This is a genomic window from Streptomyces sp. NPDC026246, from assembly GCF_055567995.1.
Genome location: NZ_JBVHPJ010000002.1, coordinates 873,993 through 896,929 on the forward strand (window position 1 = coordinate 873,993; position 22,937 = coordinate 896,929).

The following is a 22,937-nucleotide window of genomic DNA, read 5'->3' on the forward strand; positions in this document are numbered from 1 at the left end:
CCGGGGCGCTCCGTACGCCGTGTGCGCTAGGAGTGCGTGCGCAGCAGCGTCCTCATCGTGCGCATCGCCACCGACAGGTTGGCGAGGTCGAACGCGTCGGAGCTCTGGATCTCCTCCAGCGTGCTGCGGGCACGGCCGAGGATCGCCGCGTTCTTCTGCTCCCACGCCTTGTAGCGCTGCTCCGGCGTCGAGGTGCCGTCGCCGACGGCCAGGACGTCGGCGGTCAGCGCCGCGTGCGCCGCGTACAGGTCCTCGCGGATCGCCGCGCGGGCCATGGACTGCCAGCGGTCGGCGCGGGGCAGCTCGATGATGCGGTCCATGAGCTGGGTGATGCGCAGCCGGTCGGCCAGGTCGTAGTAGACCTCGGCGACGTCCATCGGCTCCCGGCCCATGCGGTCCGCGACCGAGACGATGTCCAGCGTCGGGAAGGCGGAGGAGAAGCCCGCCACGCGCGTGGCCAGCTCGTCCGGCACGCCCGCGCCGGACAGCTCGTCGTAGATCTTCTGGTACCACTCCAGGTCGGCGCCGCGCAGCAGCTTCGGCAGCTGCCCCCAGACCTGCTCGACGCGGTCCGCGAAGAAGTCGACCGTGTCGGCCAGCTGGAGCGGCTGCGGGCGGTTGTTGAGCAGCCAGCGGGTGCCGCGCTCCACCAGACGCCGCGAGTGCAGCCGGATGCGGGTCTGGACCTCGGCCTCGACCTTGTTGTCGAGGGACTCGACCGCGTCCCACACCGGGTACTGGCGGAAGATCGCCCGGGCCGCGGTCTGCGCCCGCACGATCTCCTCCAGCGACGCGCCGGTCTCCTCGCGCAGCCGGTGCAGGTAGGTCGTACCGCCCGTGTTGACCGTGTCGTTCACCAGGACCGTCGTGGTGATCTCGCGGCGCAGCGGGTGGCCGACCAGGTGCTCGGGGAACTGCTCGCGCAGCTTCGTCGGGAAGTAGGCGTGCAGCAGCGTGCTGAGGTACGGGTCGTCCGGCAGCGAGGTGTGCAGCAGCTCCTCGGCGACCGTGATCTTCGTGTACGCCATCAGCACGGCCGTCTCCGGCCCCGTCAGACCCTGGCCCTGGGCGAGCCGCTCGCGGATCTGCCGGTCGGTGGGCAGGAACTCCAGCGCCCGGTCGAGGTGCCCCTCGCGCACCAGGTGCTTCATGAAGCGCTGCTGGGCGTGGAGCATGGCGCCGGACTGGGCGAGGGCGTTGGCGATCGCGGTGTTCTGCGCGTAGTTGTTGCGCAGCACCAGGTGGCCGACCTCGTCGGTCATCTCGGCGAGCAGCTTGTTGCGCTGCTTGACGGTCATGTCGCCGTCCCGGACCAGGCCGTTCAGCAGGATCTTGATGTTCACCTCGTGGTCGGAGGTGTCCACGCCCGCGCTGTTGTCGATGGCGTCGGTGTTGATCCGGCCGCCGTGCAGCGCGAACTCGATCCGGCCGAGCTGGGTCAGGCCCAGGTTGCCGCCCTCGCCGACGACCTTGACGCGCAGGTCCTGGCCGTCGACGCGGATGGCGTCGTTGGCCTTGTCCCCGACGTCGGCGTTGGACTCGGCCGAGGACTTGACGTACGTGCCGATGCCGCCGTTCCACAGCAGGTCCACCGGGGCCTGGAGGATCGCCTTCATCAGGTCGGCCGGGGTCAGCTTGCCGACCTTGGCCTCGATGCCGAGGGCCTCGCGGATCTGCGCGGTGACCGGGATCGCCTTGGCCGTGCGCGGGAAGATGCCGCCGCCGGGCGACAGCAGCTCGGTGTTGTAGTCCTCCCAGCTGGAGCGGGGCAGCTCGAACAGGCGGCGGCGCTCGGCGTAGGAGGTGGCGGCGTCCGGGTTCGGGTCGATGAAGATGTGCCGGTGGTCGAAGGCCGCCACCAGCCGGATGTGCTCGGAGAGCAGCATGCCGTTGCCGAACACGTCACCGGACATGTCGCCGATGCCGACGACCGTGAAGTCCTGGCTCTGGGTGTCCACGCCCAGCTCCCGGAAGTGCCGCTTGACGGACTCCCAGGCGCCGCGGGCGGTGATGCCCATGCCCTTGTGGTCGTAGCCGGCGGAGCCGCCGGAGGCGAAGGCGTCACCGAGCCAGAAGTTGTACTTCTCGGCGACCCCGTTGGCGATGTCGGAGAAGGTCGCGGTGCCCTTGTCTGCGGCGACGACGAGGTAGGTGTCGTCCTCGTCGTGCCGGACGACGTCGGCGGGCGGGACGACCTCGCCGGCCACCATGTTGTCGGTGATGTCGAGCAGGGCCGAGATGAACGTCTTGTAGCTGGCGATGCCCTCGGCCATCCAGGCGTCGCGGTCCACGCTCGGGTCGGGCAGCTGCTTGGCGACGAAGCCGCCCTTCGCGCCGACCGGCACGATGACCGTGTTCTTGACCATCTGCGCCTTGACCAGGCCGAGGATCTCCGTGCGGAAGTCCTCACGCCGGTCGGACCAGCGCAGGCCACCGCGGGCGACCTTGCCGAAGCGCAGGTGCACGCCCTCCACGCGCGGCGAGTACACCCAGATCTCGAACGCGGGGCGCGGCGCCGGCAGGTCGGGGATGGCCTGCGGGTCGAACTTCATGGAGACGTAGTCGTGCGGGTGCCCGCCCGCGGCCTCCTGGAAGAAGTTGGTCCGCAGGGTCGCCTTGATGACCGTGAGGAACGACCTGAGGATCCGGTCCTCGTCCAGGCTCGCGACCTGGTCGAGTGCCGCGTCGACCTCCTCCAGCAGCGCGTCCACGATCTCGTGGCCCGCCCGCTGCCGGTCCGGCGACATCCGCGCCTCGAACAGGGAGACGAGCAGCCGGGTGGTGTGGACGTTGTTGCGGAGGGTGTCCTCCATGTAGTCCTGGCTGAACGTGGACGCGGCCTGGCGCAGGTACTTGGCGTACGCGCGCAGCACCACGGCCTGGCGCCAGGTCAGCCCGGCGCTCAGCACGAGCGCGTTGAAGCCGTCGTTCTCGGCCTTGCCGGTCCAGGTGGCGGCGAAGGCGTCCTGGAACCGCTCGCGGGCGTCGTCCCCGAGGTAGTCCCCGCCGCCGTTCTGTGCGCGGGGCATGCGCAGGCCGAAGTCGTAGATCCAGGCGACGCTGCGGTCCGAGCAGCGCAGCTCGTAGGGCCGCTCGTCGACGACCTCGACGCCGAGCCGGTTGAGGACCGGGAGCACGGCCGACAGGGAGATCGCGTCGCCCGTGCGGTAGATCTTGAAGCGCCGCTCCTCGGGGGCGGCGCCCACCGGCTCGTACAGGCTGAGCGCGAAGTCCTCGCCCGCCTCGGTGTTCAGCTGCTCCAGGTGGACCAGGTCGGCGACCGCGGCACGCGGGTTGTGGTCGGCCTTGTAGCCCTCGGGGAAGGCGTGCGCGTAGCGGCGCATGGCCTCGGCCGCGTGCTCCTCGCCCAGCTCGGCGTTGAGCGCCTCGGCGAAGGCGTCCTCCCAGGAGCGGGCGGCCTCCATCAGCCGGGCCTCGATGCGCTCCTTGTCGGAGTCGGACAGCTGCGGCAGCTCGGTGCCCTGCGGCACCCGCACCACGAAGTGCAGCCGGGACAGGATCGACTCGGTGTTCCACGCCGTGAAGTCGACGCTGATGCCGCCGAGCTCCTCCTTCAGGATCTCGATGATCCGCAGGCGCACGGCCGTGGTGTAGCGGTCGCGCGGGAGGTAGACGAGGGCGGAGTAGTAGCGCCCGTACTCGTCCTGACGCAGGTAGAGCCGCAGCCGGCGGCGCTCCTGGAGGTAGAGCACGGAGGTGACGATCGCGCGCAGCTCGTCGACCGGGGTCTGGAACAGCTCGTCGCGCGGGTACGTCTCCAGGATCTGCAGGAGGTCGCGCCCGTCGTGGCTGTTGGGCGAGAATCCGGCCTGCGCGAGGACCTCCTCGACCTTGCGCCGGATGACCGGCACGCGGCGCACGGACTCGGTGTAGGCCGCGGAGGAGAACAGTCCGAGGAACCGGCGCTCACCGATGACGTTGCCCTCGGCGTCGAACTTCTTGACGCCGATGTAGTCCAGGTACGACGGCCGGTGCACGGTCGAGCGGCTGTTCGCCTTGGTCAGCACGAGCAGCTTGTGCTCGCGCGCCTTGGCCCGGGCGTCGGCGGGCAGCCGCTCGAAGGACGGGCTGACCGGGTGGCTCTCCTCGGCGGCGTGCTGGGGGTCCGCGCGCAGTATGCCGAGCCCGGTGCCGGGGACGGCGGCCAGGGAGTCGTCGTCGCGCAGCTGGTACTCGCGGTAGCCGAGGAACGTGAAGTGGTCGTCGGCCAGCCAGCGCAGCAGCTCGCGGGCCTCCTCCACCTGCGGGCCGGGCAGGTCCCCGGGGATGGGCTCGTCCGGCAGCCCCTCCGCCAGCCGGATGGCCGCGTCCCGCATCTTGCCCCAGTCCTCGACGGCCTCGCGGGCGTCGGACAGCACGCGCAGCAGGTCGGCGGTGATCTGCTTCAGATCGGCGCGGTCGGTCTCGCGGTCGATCTCGACGTGGATCCAGGACTCGACGTGCGCGTCGTGCGGGAGGTCGACGGCGCCGGTGGCGGGCGTGGGCAGGACCTCGATCAGCTTGCCGGTGACATCGCGCCGCACCACGAACTGGGGGTGGATGACGACGTGGATCCCGCGTCCCTGCCGGGTCAGCTCGTTGGTGACCGAGTCGACGAGGAAGGGCATGTCGTCGGTGACGACCTCAACGACCGAGTGGCTGCAGGTCCACCCGTTCTCCTCGACGGTGGGCGTGTGCACCCGCACGTTGGCCGTGCCCTGGGGGCGGTTCTCCGCCAGCCGGTAGTGCGACACGGCCGCGCCGAAGACGTCGACCGGGTCGCGGTCGGTCAGGTCCTCCGGGGCCGTGTGCAGGTAGTAACGCTGGAGGAACGTGAGCAGGGACTCGCGGTCCGGGGCGTGCGGGGCGTCTGGGGTCTCCTCGCCCGTCGACCCGGTCGGTAGGTGCCCCCCGACCGGGCTGTTCTCAGCTACCCGGGTGGCCCTCTCGAGCAACTCGGCCTTGGCTTCGTCCAGCTTGGTCTGCATTGTCCTCTGGCTCCTGTCGCGCGCCGTTGCGTGACGTAGAAGGAAGTACGGCCTCTGTGCTTACGACCTCACGTCGTGACACGGGGTATCCGGTCTGGTCCGACGGTATGCCGCAAGATGAGATGAGCGGGGGTGTCTGAGCCATTCTTGAGCTGCTCCACCGGTGTGACGCTGCTCGGTGCGACGCCCGGACCCGGGAGGTGCTCGGCGTCCCGGGCGTCCTCGACGCCCCGTCCCGCCCGCAAAGACCAGCGACCGCCGCCCGGACACGGATGTCGTCCGTGCTCTCCGGGCGCAGGGCAGGGACGACGATGTCCCCGCGAGCTATCGCGCTGATCACGCCACCAAGGCTATCGCTCCCCACAGGGCCCCCGTCATGAGCCGTATGTGTACAAAAGCAGGCCCTGAACTTTGACGTTCTGCACAGTCGGGACGCTTTCCCGCAGGCCGTCGGCCCGCGCCCGGCCTCCCGCTATGCCGCCAGCCGCTCCGCCTCGGCGACGGCCTCCTCCAAGGTGTCCACCACAGGCACCCCTACGGATTCCAGACTCGCCCGGCTGTGCGAACCCCCCGTGTACAGCACGGCTCTCGCCCCGACGTGCAGCGCGGCCACCGCGTCGTCCGCGGCGTCGCCGATCACCACCGTGCGCTCCGGGTCCACACCGGCGAGCGACTTCAGGTGGCGCACCATGTGCTCGGCCTTGCTGCCCCCGGACGGCCCGGTGCGCCCGTCCACCCGTATGAAGTGCGGCTCGATGCCGAATCCGCGCACCAGCGGCACGAGCTCCTCGTGCACGTACATGCTCAGGATCGACTGGCTGCGCCCGGCCGACCGCCACCCGGTCAGCAGCTCCACCGCCCCCACGGTCAGCCCGCACGACACCCGGTGCTCCGCGTAGTACCGGTGGAAGATGTCGTCCATGACCAGCCACTCGGCCTCGGTCGGCAGCCGCCCCATCAGCCGCTCGTAGAACTTCGGCACCGGTACGCAGTACAGCTCCCGGTACTTCTCCAGCGTCAGCGGCTGCAGCCCCAGCTCGGCGAAGGCCGCGTTCGTCGCGCCGATGATCGCGTCGTTGTCGTGGAACAGCGTGCCGTTCCAGTCCCAGACGATGTGCCCGCCCGTCTTCGTCCCCATGCCCAAAACGTACCCGGCCCCACTGACAAACTGGAGATCGGGCCGCGAAGCGCCCCCGGCGGACGGGAGCCCGGCCGGCTCAGTCCCCGCGCCCCACCAGGTTCGGGATCTCCTGTGTGGCGAACCAGAGCAGCTCGTGGTCCTCCGCCCCGTCCACGACGAACTGGGAGTCGTCGTCCCCGCCGTCCGCCGCCGGCAGCGCGTCGGCCGCCGCCGCCACGTCCGCTTCCGCGTCCGCCGCGTCGACGTGCACCGACGCCGCCTTGGCCAGCCGTACGGCTCCCGCGACCCGCACCTCGCCGAGGGCCGCGGGGTCGAGCCCCCGGCCGGGGTCGGTGGTCGCGGCCCGGTCGGCGACGTCCACGGCGACCACGACCCGGCGCCGCGGCGCCCGCGGATCGTCGGCCAGCAGGCGCAGCGAGGCCAGTGCGGCCCGGTTCAGCGCGGCGTACTCCAGCTCCTCGATGTCGTCGGAGAGGTACCACTCGCGCAGCGCGGGCGTCACGGCGTAGGCGACGAGCGGCCCGCCTCCCAGCTCGCCCGTCGTGTACGCCTCGGCGAGGGCGGGGAGGGTCAGGGGCACGTAGACACGCATGGCTGGCCGCTTTCCTGGTGGGGTCGGTGGGTCGGTACGGGTTCGGGTCGTACGGGTTCGGGTCGGCCGGTGGCCGGGCCTGTATGGGGTCGGGTCTGTACGAGGTCGGGTCTGTACGAGGTCGGAGCGGCCCTGGGTGGGCGGTGCGGGCCGGGCTCGATGGTCGTGCCCGCGGTGGCGCCCGGGGAGGCCTGGACGGCCCTCAGGATACGTGCGCGGTGTCCCCTTTCGAGTCCCGCCCCGTGACGCCGGACCCGTCCACCGTGCTCCTCGGATTCACCCCCGCTCACCCCGTCCCGCCGGGCTCGGCACCCCGGACACCACCCGGATAGGTGAACCCGTCGTGCCCCTCGACACGAGTGCCGGTCGCCTTGCCGCGGCCTCCGCGGAGCCCGTACAAGATCACCGACCACGAAGTTACTCCCCGGTATCCACCGGGCCCGCGAACGGGGACCCCCATGTACAAGGTCATGACCAGGGCCTGGCGCCCGGCCGTCACGCCACCCAGCGCCGGACCCACCACGCCCCCTCCGGGCAACCGGGAAGCCGGCCTCGGAGCCCGCACCTCCGACGCCACCACCCCGCCCCGCGACCCAGTCGGCGGCACCACCCCGACCGGCAGCCCCGGCGGCGGCACCACCCCGACCGGCAGCCCCGGCGGCGGCACCAGCCGCACGACCGCTGCCCGCACCGACCGGCAACCCCGCACCTCTGCCGGCACCACCCCGCCCCGCAGCCCCGGCGGCGGCACCACTCGCCCGACCGCTGCCGGGGACCGGCCTCCTGCCTCCGCGCGCGGCAGGCGCCCGCACACCCGCCCCGGCGACACCCGCCCGCCGACTCCCTCCGGCACCCGCCGGACCCCCTCGCGTGCCGTAGCCAAGGCACAGCGCGGCGCCATGCCCGCCTCGACGGTCACGCACCCGCCCTCCGTGCGGGCGACCCCGGGGGGAGCCACCCGCGCTCCCGCCCCGGGCCCGCTGCCCGCCACACCCCGTGTGCCGTCCCAGACGCCCCGTCGACCCGTCCCCCACCTGCTCCCCACCGACCGCTTCGCCGACCTGCTCCTCGCCGTGCTGAGCGGCCACCGCCCCGTCCACTCGATGCTCCGCCACACCCGTGGCCGCGCCTACGACGAACTGGCCTGGCTGGCCGAGCGCGGCCCGCTGCGCACCCGCGGTGCCCGGCCGGTCGTGCGGGACATCGGCTACTGCGAGCCCCGCCCGGGAGCCATCGAGGCGTTCGCCCGCATCGGCGCCGGTGACCAGCTGCGCGCGATGGCCTTCCGCCTGGAACTCGGCCAGGACCTGCGCTGGCGCTGCACGGCGGTCGAACTCGGCGGCCCCCGCCCACCCCACTCCGGCACGGACTGACCGGCTCCCCGAGCCCGCTCCGGCCGGGGTCGGCCCGGGCACGACGACGGGCCGGACACCCAGGGGTGTCCGGCCCGTCAGGCCGTCACGACACTGCCGCGTGCGTCACTTCTTGCGGCGGCCCCGGCCCTTCGCCTGCTTGCGCCGCTCCGCACGGGTGAGACCGTCGGCGGCGGAGCGCACCGGCTCGCCGTCCTCGGTGAAGTCACCCTCGATGGTGCCGCCCTCGCCGTCGACCGTCGGCGCGGAGAAGTGGAGGTTGCGCCGCTGCGGGACGTCGAGCCCCTTGGCGCGGATCTCCGGCCGCGAACCGGCCTGCGCCGGCACCGCGTCCTGCTTCTCCAGGTCGGCCACCGGCTTGGCGTCCTCGACCGGGACCTCCTCGACCTGCTGCTCGACCTGGACCTCCAGGTTGAACAGGTAGCCGACGGACTCCTCCTTGATGCCCTCCATCATCGCGGTGAACATGTCGAAGCCCTCGCGCTGGTACTCGACCAGCGGGTCCTTCTGCGCCATCGCGCGCAGGCCGATGCCCTCCTGGAGGTAGTCCATCTCGTAGAGGTGCTCGCGCCACTTGCGGTCGAGGACCGACAGCACGACCCGGCGCTCCAGCTCGCGCATGATCTCGGAGCCGAGCTGCGTCTCCCGCGCCTGGTACTGCTCGTGGATGTCGTCCTTGACGGAGTCGCCGATGAACTCGGCGGTCAGTCCGGCGCGGTCGCCGGCCGCCTCCTCCAGCTCCTCGACCGTGACGCTGCACGGGTAGAGCTGCTTGAACGCGCCCCACAGCCGGTCGAGGTCCCAGTCCTCCGGGAAGCCCTCGGCGGTCTCGGCCTGGACGTAGGCGTCGATGGTGTCGTCCATGAAGTGCTGGACCTGCTCGTGCAGGTCCTCGCCCTCCAGGACGCGGCGCCGCTCGCCGTAGATGACCTCGCGCTGGCGGTTGAGGACCTCGTCGTACTTGAGGACGTTCTTGCGGGTCTCGAAGTTCTGCTGCTCGACCTGCGACTGCGCGGAGGCGATCGCGCGCGTGACCATCTTGTTCTCGATCGGCACGTCGTCCGGGACGTTCGCCATCGACATCACGCGCTCGACCATCTGCGCCTTGAACAGCCGCATCAGGTCGTCACCGAGGGACAGGTAGAAGCGGGACTCGCCCGGGTCGCCCTGACGGCCGGAACGACCGCGCAGCTGGTTGTCGATACGCCGCGACTCGTGCCGCTCGGTGCCGAGCACGTAGAGGCCGCCGAGCTTCTCGACCTCGTCCTTCTCGGCCTTGACGGCCTTCTCGGCCCGCTCGAGCGCCTCGGGCAGGGCCTGCGCCCACTCCTCGATGTGCTCTTCGGGGTCCAGGCCGCGCTGGCGCAGCTCGGCCTCGGCGAGATCCTCGGGGTTGCCGCCGAGCTTGATGTCCGTACCGCGGCCGGCCATGTTCGTGGCCACCGTGACCGCGCCCTTGCGGCCGGCCTGGGCGACGATCGTCGCCTCCCGGTCGTGCTGCTTGGCGTTGAGCACCTCGTGCTGGATGCCGCGCTTGCTGAGCTGCTGCGAGAGGTACTCGGACTTCTCGACGGAGGTGGTGCCGACGAGGATCGGCTGACCCTTGCGGTGCTTCTCCTCGATGTCGTCGACGACCGCCTCGAACTTGGCGACCTCGGTCCGGTAGATCAGGTCCGACTGGTCCTTGCGGACCATCGGCCGGTTGGTCGGGATCGGCACCACGCCGAGCTTGTAGATCTGGTGGAACTCGGCGGCCTCCGTCATGGCCGTACCGGTCATGCCGCACAGACCCGGCTCTTCCTTGCCGCTGTGGTCGTGGCGCTTGTAGAGGCGGAAGAAGTTCTGGAGCGTGATCGTGGCGAGCGTCTGGTTCTCGTCCTTGATCGGCACCCCCTCCTTCGCCTCGATCGCCTGGTGCATGCCCTCGTTGTAGCGGCGGCCGGCGAGGATACGTCCGGTGTGCTCGTCGACGATCATGACCTCGTCGTCGATGATGACGTAGTCCTTGTCCTTCTTGAACAGTTCCTTCGCCTTGATGGCGTTGTTCAAGTAGCCCACCAGCGGGGTGTTCACCGACTCGTAGAGGTTGTCGATGCCCAGCCAGTCCTCGACCTTGGCGACGCCGGACTCGTGGATGGCGACCGTGCGCTTCTTCTCGTCGACGTCGTAGTCGCCGGTCTCCTCGATGCCCTTGAGAGGCTGGCCGGCCTCGCCGCGCTTGAGGCGCTTGACCAGCTTGGCGAAGTCGCCGTACCACTTCGTGGCCTGGTCGGCCGGGCCGGAGATGATCAGCGGCGTACGGGCCTCGTCGATGAGGATGGAGTCGACCTCGTCGACGATGGCGAAGTTGTGGCCGCGCTGGACCAGCTCGTCCTTGGACCACGCCATGTTGTCGCGCAGGTAGTCGAAGCCGAACTCGTTGTTCGTGCCGTAGGTGATGTCGCAGGCGTACTGCTCGCGGCGCTGGGCCGGCGTCATGTTGGCGAGGATGCAGCCGACACTCAGACCCAGGAAGCGGTGGACGCGGCCCATCATCTCGGAGTCGCGCTCGGCCAGGTAGTCGTTGACCGTGATGATGTGGACGCCCTCGCCGGACAGCGCGTTCAGGTACGCCGGCAGCGTGCCGACGAGGGTCTTGCCCTCACCGGTCTTCATCTCGGCCACATACCCCATGTGCAGGGCGGCGCCGCCCATCATCTGCACGTCGTAGTGACGCTGGCCGAGGACGCGCTTGGCGGCCTCGCGGACGGTGGCGAAGGCCTCGGGCAGCAGGTCGTCCAGGCTCTCACCATCGGCGTACCGCTGCTTGTACTCATCGGTGAGGGCCCTCAGCTCGGCGTCGGAGAGGTCGACGAAGTCCTCTTCGATGGAGTTGACCTGGTCCGCGATGCGGTGCAGCTTGCGCAGGATCTTGCCTTCGCCTGCACGCATGATCTTCGAGAGGACGGACACGGGGGTTGGTCTCCTTGCCGGTCGGGCCTGGGACGGTTGGTTACCACTGGACGTACTGAGCAACGGCCATCGTATGCGAGGACCCCACCGCGCCGGGAGGGCCTGCCGTGACGGCTACCGTCCGCTGCTTCCAATCTGATTCACGTGTGTTCCATGAAGGACAACGCCCGGGCCCCTCGGATGGTGCCGCATCCCCCCGCCGACTTGCACGAAGCGTGATCAACGCGTCACCGCGGGCAAAGGGATGGCCCCCGCGGACGCACTCCGAGCAGAATCGGCCGATGGACCCCGTCACCCTCTCCACGGACCGCCTCCTGCTGCGCACGGTCGGCCCCCCGGACGCCGACGCGGTGTACGAGGCCTGTCAGGATCCCGACATCCAGCGCTGGACCACGATCCCCTCGCCCTATCTGCGCGAACACGCCGAGGGCTTCACGGAACAGATGGCCCCGGACGGCTGGGCGGACGGCTCCATGTTCACCTTCGGCGTCTTCCTGCGCTCCGGAGAGCTGGCGGGCATGCTCGGCCTCACGATGCGCGGCCTCGGCGCGGCCGAGATCGGCTTCTGGGGAACCCGGCGGCATCGCTCCCGCGGCTACATCACCGAGGCCACCCTCGCGGTGTGCCGCTGGGCCTTCACGGATCTCGCGCTCGACCGCGTCGAGTGGCGCGCCGAGGTGGGCAACCGGGCCTCCCGCGCGGTGGCGGAACGCGCCGGCTTCACCGTCGAGGGCACGCTGCGGGCCGCCACGAACAACAAGGGAGTACGCCGCGACACCTGGGTGGGCTCCCTGCTCCCCTGTGACCTGGGCCTGCCGTCCACGGCCCCGTACCTGCCCGCGGGACGGACGCAGCCGTGAGGCCGCCGGTGAGACGTTCTCCGCAGGTCACGACGCACTGTCAGTCCCACCCCCTATCGTGCGGAGCATGACCACCCCGCGCCCCCACGTAGAGCTCTCGGCGGACGAGGCCCGCAGAATCGCGCTGCGCGCCCAGGGCTTCCTCGGCGCCCCCGACCGCCGCGCCGGCGTCCGCGGCGTCCTGCGCCACCTGGGCGCGATACAGCTCGACACCATCTCGGTCCTGGCCCGCTCCCACGAGCTGGTCCCCTACGCCCGCCTGGGCGCGGTCGGCCGCAGGACCGTGGAGGACGCCTTCTGGCGGGACACGCACGCCTTCGAGTACTGGTCGCACGCCGCCTGCATCCTGCCCATCGAGGAGTGGCCGCACTTCGCGTTCCGTCGCCGTGCCTACCGCAACCGGCCGCACTGGAACCACCAGCTGCCGGACGGCGCCTACGACCAGGTCATCAAGCAGCTCCGCTCCGAAGGGCCCCTGACGGCCACGGAGTTGGGCGGTGCCAAGAAGACCAACGACTGGTGGGACTGGTCGAGCTCGAAGGTCGCCGTGGAGCGCGCCCTGATGTACGGCGAGGTGGTGTGCGTGGAGCGCCGCAGCTGGAAGCGCGTCTACGACCTCGCCGAGCGCGCGATCCCGGAGCCGCTGCTGCACGACGAACTGGACGACGCCGAGTGCCTGCGCCGCCTGGTGGCTCTGGCGGGCCGGTCCCTTGGGGTCGGCACGCGGGCGGACATCGCCGACTACCACCGTCTCAAGGGCGAGCAGGTCGACGCGGTGATCGCCGATTCCGGGCTCGTCCCGGTCACGGTCGAGGGCTGGTCCAAGCCGGCCTGGGCGGATACGGCGGCGCTGGCGTCTCCCCCGCGCGGCCGTCACCGCACGACGTTGCTGTCGCCCTTCGACTCCCTCATCTGGGAACGGGCGCGTACGGAGCGGATCTTCGGCTTCACCCACCGCCTGGAGGCCTACGTGCCCCGGCAGAAGCGGATCCACGGCTACTTCGCGATGCCGGTCCTGGCGGGCGGCCGGCTGGTCGGCCGCGTCGACCCGGCCCGGGCGGGCAGCACGCTCGTGGCGAAGCAGGTCACGCTCGACGGCCCCAAGGCGGTTCCCGCCGTCGCCCAGGCCCTGGCCGAGGCGGCGACCTGGGTGGACTGCTCGGACGTCCGCGTGGAGCGGGTCGACGCCCCGGACCTGCGCGCTGCCCTCGTGACGGAGCTGGCCCGGCTGACCGCGTGATGGTGTGACGCCGTCGTGGGACGGCCGACGTGTGACGGCCGACGTGTGACGGCCGTCATGTGACGGACGGCCGTCCGGCCGCGCGCCCGTGGGGCGTCAGCGGATTTCGAGGATCTTCTCGCGCATCGCGTACACCACCGCCTCCATCCTGGAGTGCAGCTGCAGCTTCTCCAGGATGTTGCGCACATGGTTCTTCACGGTGTTCTCGGAGATGAACAACTCCTTGGCGATGTCCCGGTTGTTCATACCCGTCGCGACGAGTTTGAGGACTTCGAGTTCACGGTCCGTCAGGCGGGGCGCGGGCACCAGCCGGCGCTCGTCCGTGCGCTGGATCATCGACTTGAACTCGGTGAGCAGTTTCGACGCCATGGACGGGCTGATCTGCGACTGCCCGTCGGCCACCGCGCGAATGGCGGTGGCCACCTCGTCCGTGGAGATCTCCTTGAGGAGATAACCGGTCGCGCCCGCCTTGATGGCGTCGTAGAGGTCGGCTTCCTCGTCGCTGATCGTCAGCATGATGATCTTCGCGCTGGGAGCCACTTCCTTGATGGAGGTGCAGGCCTCGATCCCCCCGCGCTTGGGCATCCGCACATCCATCAGAACGATGTCCGGCAGCAGATCGGCGGCCTTCTCGACGGCCTCGGCGCCGTCGCCCGCCTCCCCGACGACCTGGATGTCCTCCTCGGCCGCGAGCACGATCTCCAGACCCCGGCGGAACAGCGCGTGGTCGTCCACCACGAGGACTCTGATCGGTTCCTTGCGTGGAGTCCCCGTGTCCGGGCCCATGCCGACGACGCCGCCGGCATCACCGTCACGCATCGGTCCGAAGCTGTCCGCCATCGTTCCTCCCCCTGAGGCTGTGGCCTGTGGTCCTGAGCCATCGCCAACCCAGAGCAACGACCCACCGGTTGGGCCGTGGGCCCTCATGATTCCATGCCCGGGCGACACCGGGGTGACGGAGCGGGGCGCGAAGTGGTCGCACAGGGGTGCCCCTGGGGGCGCACACGCGCTCCAGGGGCACCTGCTCCGCTGTCACCCGGCGCGGTCAGCCGCCGAGCGCACCGCCCGCCTCGGGGGAGTGCGACTGGGTGACCATCGTGTCCGTGCTGAGGTGGATCACGCCGTAGTCGTAGGCGTGCCGCCGGTAGACGACACTCGGTTCCTTGGTCTCGGAGTCGACGAACAGGTAGAAGTCGTGCCCGACCAGCTCCATCTCGTAGAGAGCCTGGTCGAGGGTCATGGGTGCTGCGACGTGGGTCTTCTCGCGGACGACGATGGGGCCGTCACCCTGTACTTCCAGCGAGCCGATCTTCTTCGTCGGGACGGCCGCCTCGGATTCCTCCTGGTCGGCGGAGGTCGCCAGGCCGTTGCCGTTGAGCGTCGCCACACCCGGGACGTGGTCGGCGACCTCGGCGGCCGGGATCCGGCGCGCGCCACGGCGCGAGAAGCGCTTGTCGTGCTGCCTGCGCAGCCGGGCCTCCAGCTTTTCCGCCGCCAGGTCGAGCGCCGCGTACGGATCGCTCGCCGCTGCCTCCGCCCGGATCACCGGACCGCGGGAGCGGAGGGTGATCTCCACCCGGTCGCAGCGGTCGGCCTGCCTGGGGTTCGGCTCCTTGGACACCTCGACGTCGAGGCTGATCACCTTGCCATCGAGCTTCTGGATCTTCTCCAGCTTCAGCTTCTCGGCCACGTGCTTCCGGAACCGCTCGGGCACCTCGGTCTTGCGGCCCTTGACGACGATGTCCACGCAGAACTCCGTTCCCGGATCGCTCCGCTTCTCTGCGGAGCGTCTCCCTTTTGCACCAGGTTCCGGTGAGTCCCGGAACCTCGGACTCGGTGACTTCCACCTCCTCCCCCATGAGCGAGATCTCCACTCCACCGGTGCGGGTGATGAACGCAAAACCCGCAGCACGGCATTCGGATTCGAAGAGGTGTGGCCTGCGGCTTTCCCTCTCAACCGAACATATCTCGCCCGGACGGATGTCGTCACCCTCTACTGCGGCGTACCTCCGTTCAGGTGAATAAGCCAGCTCATTACCTGCAACGACACAAGATCTCAGTCAGTTCCGGTTTATTTCGAAAGAGTCCGGTGGCGCCGCGACCACTGCCGCGCACACCACATCGACGCCCCGGCAGAGGCCGTCCATGCTCGCGTTTTCCTGCCGCCCGGACCGTCGACCCGTCCTCTCCGCTCTTGACCCGACGTTCTGTTCTTCTCTGCCTTCCCAGGTCTCTCCCGCGTACACGGACGAGCTGCCCGCGGCGTTCGGAATCGGCCCCGCCGCCGGCCCCGACAAGGCCGCGCGCAGGGCACGAGCGGCCTCCGCGAGGGAGGCCCCCGTGGTCATCAGATCGTCGACGAGGACGACCCGCCCGCCGGAGAGCAGCCCGGCTCCCGCGGGCGCCACCGCCAGCGCGCCGGCCAGATTCTCCGTCCGCTGCCGGGAGTTGAGCACCGACTGGTCCGCGACGGCCCGCCGTTGCCGCAGCACTGCGAGCACGCGGGCCGGCACCCGGTACCTGCGCAGCTCGCCCGCCGCCGCGAGCGCGATCCGCCGGGCCGGATCATGCCCCCGGGCCCGGACCGCCCGCCGCCCGGACGGCACCGGCACGAGCAGCACCGGGGCCCCGCTCCCCACGCCTCTGCCCGCCGTCGGCGGATGCGCGGCCGCCGCGCCGTCCGAGAGGCTGCCCAAGCCCGCCCGCACGGCCCCGGCCAGGGCCACACCGAGCGGTCCGGCCAGCGCCAGCGCGCCACGTTCCTTGTGGGCCAGCAGCGCCGCCCTCACCTCGTCCGCGTACGGTGCCGCCGCGTGCACCTCCGGCAGCCCGGGCGGCTCCGGGTCCGGCCGTACCCGGCACGCCCCCGTCCCGCCGAGCACCGCACGGCACGGCCCGCACAGCACCGCACGGGGCGCCCCGCAGCCCCCGCACTCCCCCGGCAGCACCAGATCCGTGAGATCACGCCACCAGCCCCGCATCGCCATCGCCATGGCCATCACCCCCGCACGGCCACCACTCTGCCGACCGGACCACGACCCTGCCACCCCTGTGGAAAACGGCCTGTGGACAAGCCGGGGCCGACCGACCGGCCCGTCACTCACACGAGTGAGACCCGCGCGGTGAACGCCCCCGGGAGACACACCGCCCAGGTGACGGAAGCCCACGGCACAGAATCCCACGGCCCGCAGCCGGAGCGGGCAGCCGCTCAAGGGCACGCCCGTGGGAAGACACCGGTCACCGGTCCGGCAGGCGGGACCGCCTCACCCCGGATAGACCGGTGCCGTCCCCTCCGTCACCTTCTGCCACTGCGCACCCGACGGCAGCCGCACGATGCCGTCCACCGAGTTCGCCACCAGCGGCAACTGGTCGTCCTCCGAGGCGGTGACCTCCTTGACGCCGGACAGCGCTGCGGGTGCCGGTACGTCCGGCGTGGAACCGTCGACCTGCACGTACCGCATCTGCTCCACGCCGCCGTGCTCGCGGCCGACCACCACGAGCCGGCTGTCACCGGCCCACGACACGGTGGTCACCTTCTCCAGCTCGGGCGTCGGGGAGCGGAGCTCGACGACCCGGACGTCCGGCTGCCCGTCGGGCTTCTCGTCCCGTTCGATCAACCCGATGAGCAGCGTCTTCTTGCCGCCCTTGTCCACGATCAGCGCGATCCGCACGCCGTCCGCGGCGACCCGCACGGACTGGATCCGCCCGTCCAGCTCCGGAGTGCGCACCTCGACCGGCTCGCCCTTCCCCTCCTCCAGCAGGAGCAGCCGGGGGTCGTCCGGATCCCGGTCGGCGATCCACAGGCCGTCGTCGGCGTCCCAGCTCGGCGTCGTCAGCCGGTCGGCCTCGCTCGGGCCCGCGCTGCGCAGCACGGGTTCGCCCAGGGACCCGCCCGAGACCAGCGACCCCACGTACAGCGACTTGCCGTCGAGACCGACGCCGGCCGCCCTGTGCTCGTCGCGTGAGACCGCGGCCGACCGCAGGGCCGTGTCGCCGTCGCCGAGCGCCCCGGGCGCCGGGTCGGTCTCGGTGCCGGAGCCGACCGAGGTCCGGACGAGCCGGTGCTTGCCGTCGAGGAAGTACAGGAAGTTCGGGGGGCGTGCCGTGGTGCGGACGGCGGCCGCGTCGGCTCCGTCCCGCGCGAGAGTGCACAGCTCCGCCCCGCCGGCCCGCAGCTCGACCGAGTCCACGGTGGGGCTGAAGTTGCGCAGCGTGAACAGCAGCTGGGCCGCCATCTCCTCGCACCGGTTGGTGCCGACACCGGCGGCCTTGCCGTTGAGGGGGACGGTCAGCCGGTTCCGGTCGTCGGGAGTCAGCGCGCCGGCGTTCTTCGCCAGCGCCGCGCCCGTCGGGAAACTCGACCGGACCACCGGACCGAGCCACCGGTTCGGCCCGCTGAGCAGGGAGTTCACCATCTGCTTCACCGGCTCGACGCGCCTGCGCACATACACGGGGTCGGCGACGGCCGTGGGCTGGCTGTCCGCTGCCGCTTCGGCGGTGTTCGAGGCGAAGTAGTACTTGCTGGCGGACATGTAGTTGCGCTGGAAGTCCGACTGACCCATGACGACCCCCTGCGGCAGTGCGTCGATCCGCCACTGCCGCTTGTCGTCCTGCGTCAGATGCACCGTCCTGCCGTACGCCCCGGTCGCCGGCGCGTAGGACTGCTGCGCGTCCACGGTGGCCACCTTGGTGCCGGTCAGCATGTACGACATCTCGCCGGTGTCCTCCCGGCCGTCCGCGCCCACGGCCTTGGCGCCGGGCCCGTCCGTCAGCACGGTGGTGGACGCCTCGGGACGCCACGTCTTGGCGGCGTCGCCCGTGAGGTACTGGCGTGCCGTCTTGTAGTCGGGATCGTCGCTGGTCAGCGCCTCGAGGAAGCCCTGCACGATGTCCTGGGGCCTGGCGTCCTCGCCCGGCGGCACGGCGAACACCCGCACCTGGGTCTCCTGACGCGGCGTGGACTCCACGTCCCTCAGATCGCCGCTGTCCGGCATCGAGGCACACCCCGCCAGCACCAGGACACCCCCGGTGGCGAACGCCGTCACGCGCGCGTGCCTGCGCCGGCCGCGCCCCTCGCGGTCAGCGCCCACGAGATGCCTCCCCCTGCCTGTGCGCATCCCCCGGCCGGGTCTCCCCGCCGGAGGCTGCGGCTTCCTCGTCCCTGTCCGCGGTCCGCGGTCCGTCCGTGCCGGGGTCCCGGTCGGCACCCGTCGAGGCCCCCGCCGGGTCGCCCTCGATGGTTCTCCCGCTGCCCGGGTCCCGGTCCTGGGCCGGCCGTCCGGTGCCCGAGGCCGGTCGGGGCACCACCCGCGAACCGTTGCCGGGCAGGGCCGTCGGGTCCGCCGTGGGCGGGACCGCGGCCGCACGCGGCGGTATGGGATCGCGTGCCACGCCCGTCGCGGATCCGCCCGCCGGCTGCGCCGGTACGGTGGCCCGCTTCTCGCCGTCCCCGCCGCCGCAGGGCAGCCCGGCGTCGTCGAGCCCACGGTTGCGCCGCGAGTCCTTCGGCTCCAGGGGTATCGGCGATCCCCGCAGCGGCTCGTCCGCCGTCCTGGGCAGCGTCAGCCGGAACTGCGAGCCGCCGCCCGGCTCGCCCCACGCCTGCAGCCAGCCGCCGTGCAGCCGCGCGTCCTCCAGGGCGATGGACAGCCCCAGGCCGGTACCGCCCGTGGTACGCGCGCGTGCCGGGTCGGCCCGCCAGAAGCGGCTGAACACCCGGGTCGCCTCCCCCGGCTTCAGCCCGACCCCGTAGTCCCGCACCGCGACGGCGACCGCACCGCCGGCCGCGGCGAGCCGGACGACGACGTCCTTGCCCTCGCCGTGCTCGACGGCGTTCACCACGAGGTTGCGCAACACCCGCTCCACGCGCCGTGCGTCCGCCTCGGCGACGACGGGCTGCTGGTCGCCCAGGACGCGTATCCGGGTGCCCTTGCGCTCGGCGAGCGGCTCGGCCCCGCTGACGACCCGCCGGACGACGTTCCTGAGGTCTATCGGCTCCGCCTCCAGTGCCGCCGCTCCCGCGTCGAACCGGCTGATCTCCAGCAGGTCCGCGAGCAGCGACTCGAACCGGTCCAGCTGGTCCGCGAGGAGCTCCGCCGACCGTGCGGTCACCGGGTCGAAGTCCTCGCGGGCTTCGTGGATGACGTCCGCGGCCATCCGTACGGTCGTCAGCGGCGTCCGCAGCTCGTGCGACACGTCGGACACGAACCGCCGCTGCATCCGCGACAGGTCCTCCAGCTGGCTGATCTTGAGCTGGAGGTTCTGCGCCATCTTGTTGAAGGCCTCACCGAGCCGCGCGATGTCGTCCTCACCGGTGACCTTCATCCGCTCCTGCAGCCGTCCGGCCGACAGCCTCTCGGCGATCCCCGCGGCCATCCGCACCGGCGTCACGACCTGCCGCACGACGAGCCAGGCGATCGCCCCGAGCAGCACGACCACGAACAGCCCGGCCGTCGCCAGCGTGCCCTTCACCAGGCTCAGGGACTTCTCCTCCTGGGTGAGCGGGAAGAGGTAGTACAGCTGGTACGGGTCGCCGTTGGGGTCGTTGACCTGCTTGCCGATGACCAGGCCGGGCTGGGAGTCCTTCGCCTCGTTGTTGTAGGTGATGCGGGTGTAGCTCTGGGCGGCGGCGGTGCCCCGTCCGACCCGTTCGCGCAGCGCGGCCGGCACGCTCTCGCTCCAGTTCACCTCGCCCGAGGCGCGCTGGCCGCGACCGCCCGCACCGGCCGCGTCGGAGGCGGGGAGCGTCACCACGTCGAAGGCGCCCTGACCACCGCTGGACAGCGACGAGACCAGGTCGCTCATCCACTGGGTGACGTTCTGCGCGGAACGGGCGTCACCGGCCGCGACGTCGTCGCCGGTGCTGCTCGCGGGTTCGTCGGCGCGCTGCTTGGCCACCGCGAACCCGCCGGTCGCCTGGCTCTGGGACGCCTTCACCTTGGCGTCCAGCAGGCCGTTGCGCACCTGGCCGATGACGACGAAACCGAGCAGCAGGACCACGCCCAGCGACATCAGCAGCGTCGTGACGACGACCTTGAGCTGGATGTTGCGCCGCCACAGCCGCATGACGGGCAGCAGCGGCCTGCGCACCCACCGCATGAACAGGCGGATGACCGGGCTGCCCTGCACCCCGCCCTGGAGCAGTCCGCCGTCCAGGAGGCGTGCCCGGCGCGAACCGCTCTTCCTCCGCCCGACAGGCCGCCCCGGGCGGGCCCCGGACCGGCCGGGCGCCGAAGCGGCACTGTCACCGGACATGTCAGCTCGGTCCTGCCTTGTACCCGACACCACGGACCGTCACCACGATCTCCGGCTTCTCCGGGTCCTTCTCGACCTTGGAGCGCAGCCGCTGCACATGCACGTTGACCAGCCGCGTGTCCGCCGCGTGCCGGTAGCCCCACACCTGCTCCAGCAGCACCTCGCGCGTGAACACCTGCCACGGCTTGCGCGCCAGCGCGACCAGCAGGTCGAACTCCAGCGGCGTCAGCGCGATCGACTGCCCGTCCCGCTTCACGGAATGCCCGGCCACGTCGATGACCAGGTCACCGATGGCGAGCTGCTCCGGAGCCGGCTCCTCGGACCTCCTGAGCCGCGCCCGGATCCGGGCCACCAGCTCCTTGGGCTTGAACGGCTTCACGATGTAGTCGTCCGCGCCCGACTCCAGGCCCACGACGACGTCGACCGTGTCGCTCTTGGCCGTGAGCATGACGATCGGCACACCCGACTCCGCCCTGATCAGGCGGCACACCTCGATGCCGTCCCGGCCGGGAAGCATCAGATCGAGCAGCACCAGATCGGGCTTGGACTCGCGGAAGGCGGCCAGCGCCTTGTCGCCGTCGGCCACGAACGACGGCTCGAAACCCTCACCACGCAGCACGATGCCGAGCATCTCGGCAAGTGCGCTGTCGTCGTCGACGACAAGGACTCGTCCCTTCATAAACGACATCATCCCATTCTCATAACAGTGGCGAAGGCAGTGGTGAGGTAGGTCACCGGCCAGTGACCATAGTCGCAGCAAGCGCCACTGTCTGCCCTCGCCCGCCCGCCCATGATCCCTACACCGGTCGGCGCCCCCCGCCGCCACCCCGTCTGCCGACCTCCCCGGGACACGGCTCCCACGCGGAGCGAGCACGGGGAAGGACGGCCCTACGGGCGACGGTGAGGCCCCCTGGGAAGCCCGCCTCCACCCCCGCGCGGCCGGAAAGGCCAGGGCGGCCCTCCGCCGGCGGCTGAGAGCCCGGGCAAGCGCAGCGTCATCCGCGGCCGGAAAGCCAGGGCAAGCCGCCACCCGCAGCCGACAGCCAACAGCTTGCAGCCCGGGCAAGCTGGCTCCACTCCGGCCGGGAGGCGAAGGGCGGCGCTCCACTCCCGGCCGGAAGGCCAACGGCAGCGCTCCAACACAGTCCGGGAGCCAGGAGCGCCCCCCGGCGGAACGGTCACCACACCGAGCACCGAACAAGGCGCCCCCGAACACACCGAAGGGGCGAGACGCCAAACCGGCCGCCCCGCCCCTGGCGAGTCCGCCCCGCCCCTGGTGAGTCCGCCCCGCCCTCTCGGTCAGCCGCCGCTCAGCGCGTCGCGGCCCTGGGCGAACGCGCGCACACCTCGGCGAGCGCCTCCGCCGTCACCGGCGAGACGACGCCCTCCTCCGTCACGATCGCCGTCACCAGCTCCGGCGGCGTCACGTCGAACGCCGGGTTGTACGCCTGCGTGCCCAGCGGCGCGATCGGGATACCGCCGCCCGCCTCCACACCGGCCACCGGCACCTGCGGCGCGACCACCTCCGTCACCTCGTGCCCGGCCCGCTGCTCGACCTCGATCGACGCCCCGTCCGGCGTGTCCAGGTCCACCGTCGTCACCGGCGCCACCACGATGAACGGCACGTGGTGGTACCGCGCCAGCACCGCCAGCGGATAGCTCCCCACCTTGTTCGCCACCGAGCCGTCCGCCGTGATGCGGTCCGCCCCGACCAGCACCGCGTCCACCTCGCCGGCGGCGAACAGCGACCCCGCCGCGTTGTCGGTGAGCAGTGTGTACGCCATCCCGCTGCGAGCCGCCTCGTAGGCCGTGAGCCGCGCGCCCTGCAGCAGCGGACGCGTCTCATCCACCCACAGCCTCCGCAGCCGCCCCCGGCGGTGCGCGGCGAGCGCCACCGCGAACGCCGTCCCCTCACCGCCCGACACCAGCGAACCGGTGTTGCAGTGGGTCAGCACCCGGTGTCCGCCACCGGGCAGCAGCTCGTCGAGGAGCGCCAGGCCGTGCTCGGCCATCCGCTCACTGGCCTGAGCGTCCTCCCGGTGCAGCTGCCGCGCCGCGGCCAGGGCAGCCGCTGCCGCCTGCCGGAGGTCACCACCCTCCGCGAGCGCCGCCTCGTGCGCCGCACGAGCCCGCCGGACCCCGACGGCCAGGTTCACCGCGGTCGGCCGGGCGCTCGCCAGGGCGTCCGCGGCCTCGTCCACCTCGAAGCCCCGCGCGGCGGCGAGCGCGACGCCGTACGCGCCCGCGATGCCGAGCAGCGGTGCCCCGCGCACGGACAGCGAGCGGATCGCCTCCACCAGGGCGGACGCATCCGTACAGACCAGTTCGACCTCCTCGGCCGGCAGCCTGGTCTGGTCGAGCAGGACCAGAACCGGCCCTTCCGGTGGCTCCTCCCAGCGGATCGCCGGGGTCTCGGTCGGCCGTTTGTCATCGCCGCTGTGCGCGTACTGATCAGCCATGCCGTCAGTCTGCCCCCTTTCGCGCGGACAATTGAAGGTACGCAGCCCCTACCGCGGCCGGTCACTCCAAGACCACCC

General features: G+C 71.4%; 14 protein-coding genes. 3 read left to right on the forward strand and 11 right to left on the reverse strand.

The window, feature by feature from the left end:
* Window positions 1-26: 26 nt before the first annotated feature.
* The 3 genes from ACZ4M5_RS08020 to ACZ4M5_RS08030 form a co-directional block, all read right to left on the reverse strand.
* Complete coding sequence (locus ACZ4M5_RS08020) at window positions 27-4,988, reverse strand: NAD-glutamate dehydrogenase (RefSeq protein ID WP_467734195.1); 4,962 nt, start codon at window positions 4,986-4,988, stop codon at window positions 27-29.
* Between the two features lie 472 nt (window positions 4,989-5,460).
* Entirely contained in the window at window positions 5,461-6,126 is a 666-nt protein-coding gene (locus ACZ4M5_RS08025; RefSeq protein WP_467734197.1) for an HAD family hydrolase, read from the reverse strand.
* Between the two features lie 79 nt (window positions 6,127-6,205).
* Window positions 6,206-6,721 (reverse strand): DUF6912 family protein, encoded by a 516-nt coding sequence (locus ACZ4M5_RS08030; RefSeq protein WP_467734199.1) that lies wholly within the window; start codon window positions 6,719-6,721, stop codon window positions 6,206-6,208.
* A 458-nt stretch (window positions 6,722-7,179) separates the two neighbouring features.
* On the opposite strand from ACZ4M5_RS08030, the gene ACZ4M5_RS08035 reads away from it, so the two are divergent.
* Window positions 7,180-8,094 carry an Rv3235 family protein gene (locus ACZ4M5_RS08035; protein ID WP_467734201.1) on the forward strand — a complete coding sequence of 305 codons (915 nt, stop codon included), beginning with the start codon at window positions 7,180-7,182 and terminating at the stop codon, window positions 8,092-8,094.
* Between the two features lie 105 nt (window positions 8,095-8,199).
* Here the strand turns inward: ACZ4M5_RS08035 and secA are convergent, their stop codons facing one another.
* Window positions 8,200-11,046 carry a preprotein translocase subunit SecA gene (gene secA, locus ACZ4M5_RS08040; RefSeq protein WP_467734203.1) on the reverse strand — a complete coding sequence of 949 codons (2,847 nt, stop codon included), beginning with the start codon at window positions 11,044-11,046 and terminating at the stop codon, window positions 8,200-8,202.
* Between the two features lie 281 nt (window positions 11,047-11,327).
* Between secA and ACZ4M5_RS08045 the strand changes: the two genes are divergently transcribed.
* Both ACZ4M5_RS08045 and ACZ4M5_RS08050 read left to right on the forward strand, forming a co-directional pair.
* Complete coding sequence (locus ACZ4M5_RS08045; RefSeq protein WP_467734205.1) at window positions 11,328-11,906, forward strand: GNAT family N-acetyltransferase; 579 nt, start codon at window positions 11,328-11,330, stop codon at window positions 11,904-11,906.
* Window positions 11,907-11,973: 67 nt separating this feature from the next.
* Window positions 11,974-13,146 (forward strand): winged helix-turn-helix domain-containing protein, encoded by a 1,173-nt coding sequence (locus tag ACZ4M5_RS08050; protein ID WP_467734207.1) that lies wholly within the window; start codon window positions 11,974-11,976, stop codon window positions 13,144-13,146.
* 96 nt (window positions 13,147-13,242) lie between these two features.
* On the opposite strand, the gene ACZ4M5_RS08055 is transcribed toward ACZ4M5_RS08050, so the two are convergent.
* The 7 genes from ACZ4M5_RS08055 to mtnA all read right to left on the reverse strand — a co-directional run bounded on the left by ACZ4M5_RS08055 (window position 13,243) and on the right by mtnA (window position 22,859).
* A complete protein-coding gene (locus ACZ4M5_RS08055) occupies window positions 13,243-13,986 on the reverse strand; it encodes a response regulator (protein ID WP_398109958.1) in 744 nt (247 codons plus the stop codon).
* Window positions 13,987-14,191: 205 nt separating this feature from the next.
* Window positions 14,192-14,893, reverse strand: a complete 702-nt coding sequence (hpf, locus tag ACZ4M5_RS08060) for a ribosome hibernation-promoting factor, HPF/YfiA family (protein ID WP_467734210.1) — start codon at window positions 14,891-14,893, stop codon at window positions 14,192-14,194.
* Window positions 14,894-15,206: 313 nt separating this feature from the next.
* Window positions 15,207-16,127 (reverse strand): ComF family protein, encoded by a 921-nt coding sequence (locus tag ACZ4M5_RS08065; protein ID WP_467734292.1) that lies wholly within the window; start codon window positions 16,125-16,127, stop codon window positions 15,207-15,209.
* A 282-nt stretch (window positions 16,128-16,409) separates the two neighbouring features.
* Window positions 16,410-18,236 (reverse strand): LpqB family beta-propeller domain-containing protein, encoded by a 1,827-nt coding sequence (locus tag ACZ4M5_RS08070; RefSeq protein ID WP_467734212.1) that lies wholly within the window; start codon window positions 18,234-18,236, stop codon window positions 16,410-16,412.
* Window positions 18,226-20,400, reverse strand: a complete 2,175-nt coding sequence (gene mtrB / locus ACZ4M5_RS08075; protein ID WP_467734214.1) for an MtrAB system histidine kinase MtrB — start codon at window positions 20,398-20,400, stop codon at window positions 18,226-18,228. The genes ACZ4M5_RS08070 and mtrB overlap by 11 nt, the downstream gene beginning before the upstream one ends.
* 1 nt (window position 20,401) lies before the next feature.
* Complete coding sequence (gene mtrA / locus ACZ4M5_RS08080; RefSeq protein WP_189561841.1) at window positions 20,402-21,091, reverse strand: two-component system response regulator MtrA; 690 nt, start codon at window positions 21,089-21,091, stop codon at window positions 20,402-20,404.
* Between the two features lie 619 nt (window positions 21,092-21,710).
* A complete protein-coding gene (gene mtnA / locus ACZ4M5_RS08085) occupies window positions 21,711-22,859 on the reverse strand; it encodes an S-methyl-5-thioribose-1-phosphate isomerase (RefSeq protein ID WP_467734217.1) in 1,149 nt (382 codons plus the stop codon).
* Window positions 22,860-22,937: the final 78 nt, after the last annotated feature.

What these genes read in the sequence shown, in the direction of transcription:
- mtnA (WP_467734217.1), bottom strand. Translation starts at nt 22,859, where the DNA reads ATGGCTGATCAGTACGCGCACAGCGGCGATGACAAACGGCCGACCGAG.
- ACZ4M5_RS08050 (WP_467734207.1), top strand. Translation starts at nt 11,974, where the DNA reads ATGACCACCCCGCGCCCCCACGTAGAGCTCTCGGCGGACGAGGCCCGC.
- ACZ4M5_RS08020 (WP_467734195.1), bottom strand. Translation starts at nt 4,988, where the DNA reads ATGCAGACCAAGCTGGACGAAGCCAAGGCCGAGTTGCTCGAGAGGGCC.
- ACZ4M5_RS08030 (WP_467734199.1), bottom strand. Translation starts at nt 6,721, where the DNA reads ATGCGTGTCTACGTGCCCCTGACCCTCCCCGCCCTCGCCGAGGCGTAC.
- mtrB (WP_467734214.1), bottom strand. Translation starts at nt 20,400, where the DNA reads ATGTCCGGTGACAGTGCCGCTTCGGCGCCCGGCCGGTCCGGGGCCCGC.
- mtrA (WP_189561841.1), bottom strand. Translation starts at nt 21,091, where the DNA reads ATGATGTCGTTTATGAAGGGACGAGTCCTTGTCGTCGACGACGACAGC.
- ACZ4M5_RS08045 (WP_467734205.1), top strand. Translation starts at nt 11,328, where the DNA reads ATGGACCCCGTCACCCTCTCCACGGACCGCCTCCTGCTGCGCACGGTC.
- ACZ4M5_RS08055 (WP_398109958.1), bottom strand. Translation starts at nt 13,986, where the DNA reads ATGGCGGACAGCTTCGGACCGATGCGTGACGGTGATGCCGGCGGCGTC.
- ACZ4M5_RS08025 (WP_467734197.1), bottom strand. Translation starts at nt 6,126, where the DNA reads ATGGGGACGAAGACGGGCGGGCACATCGTCTGGGACTGGAACGGCACG.
- ACZ4M5_RS08035 (WP_467734201.1), top strand. Translation starts at nt 7,180, where the DNA reads ATGTACAAGGTCATGACCAGGGCCTGGCGCCCGGCCGTCACGCCACCC.
- ACZ4M5_RS08065 (WP_467734292.1), bottom strand. Translation starts at nt 16,127, where the DNA reads ATGCGGGGCTGGTGGCGTGATCTCACGGATCTGGTGCTGCCGGGGGAG.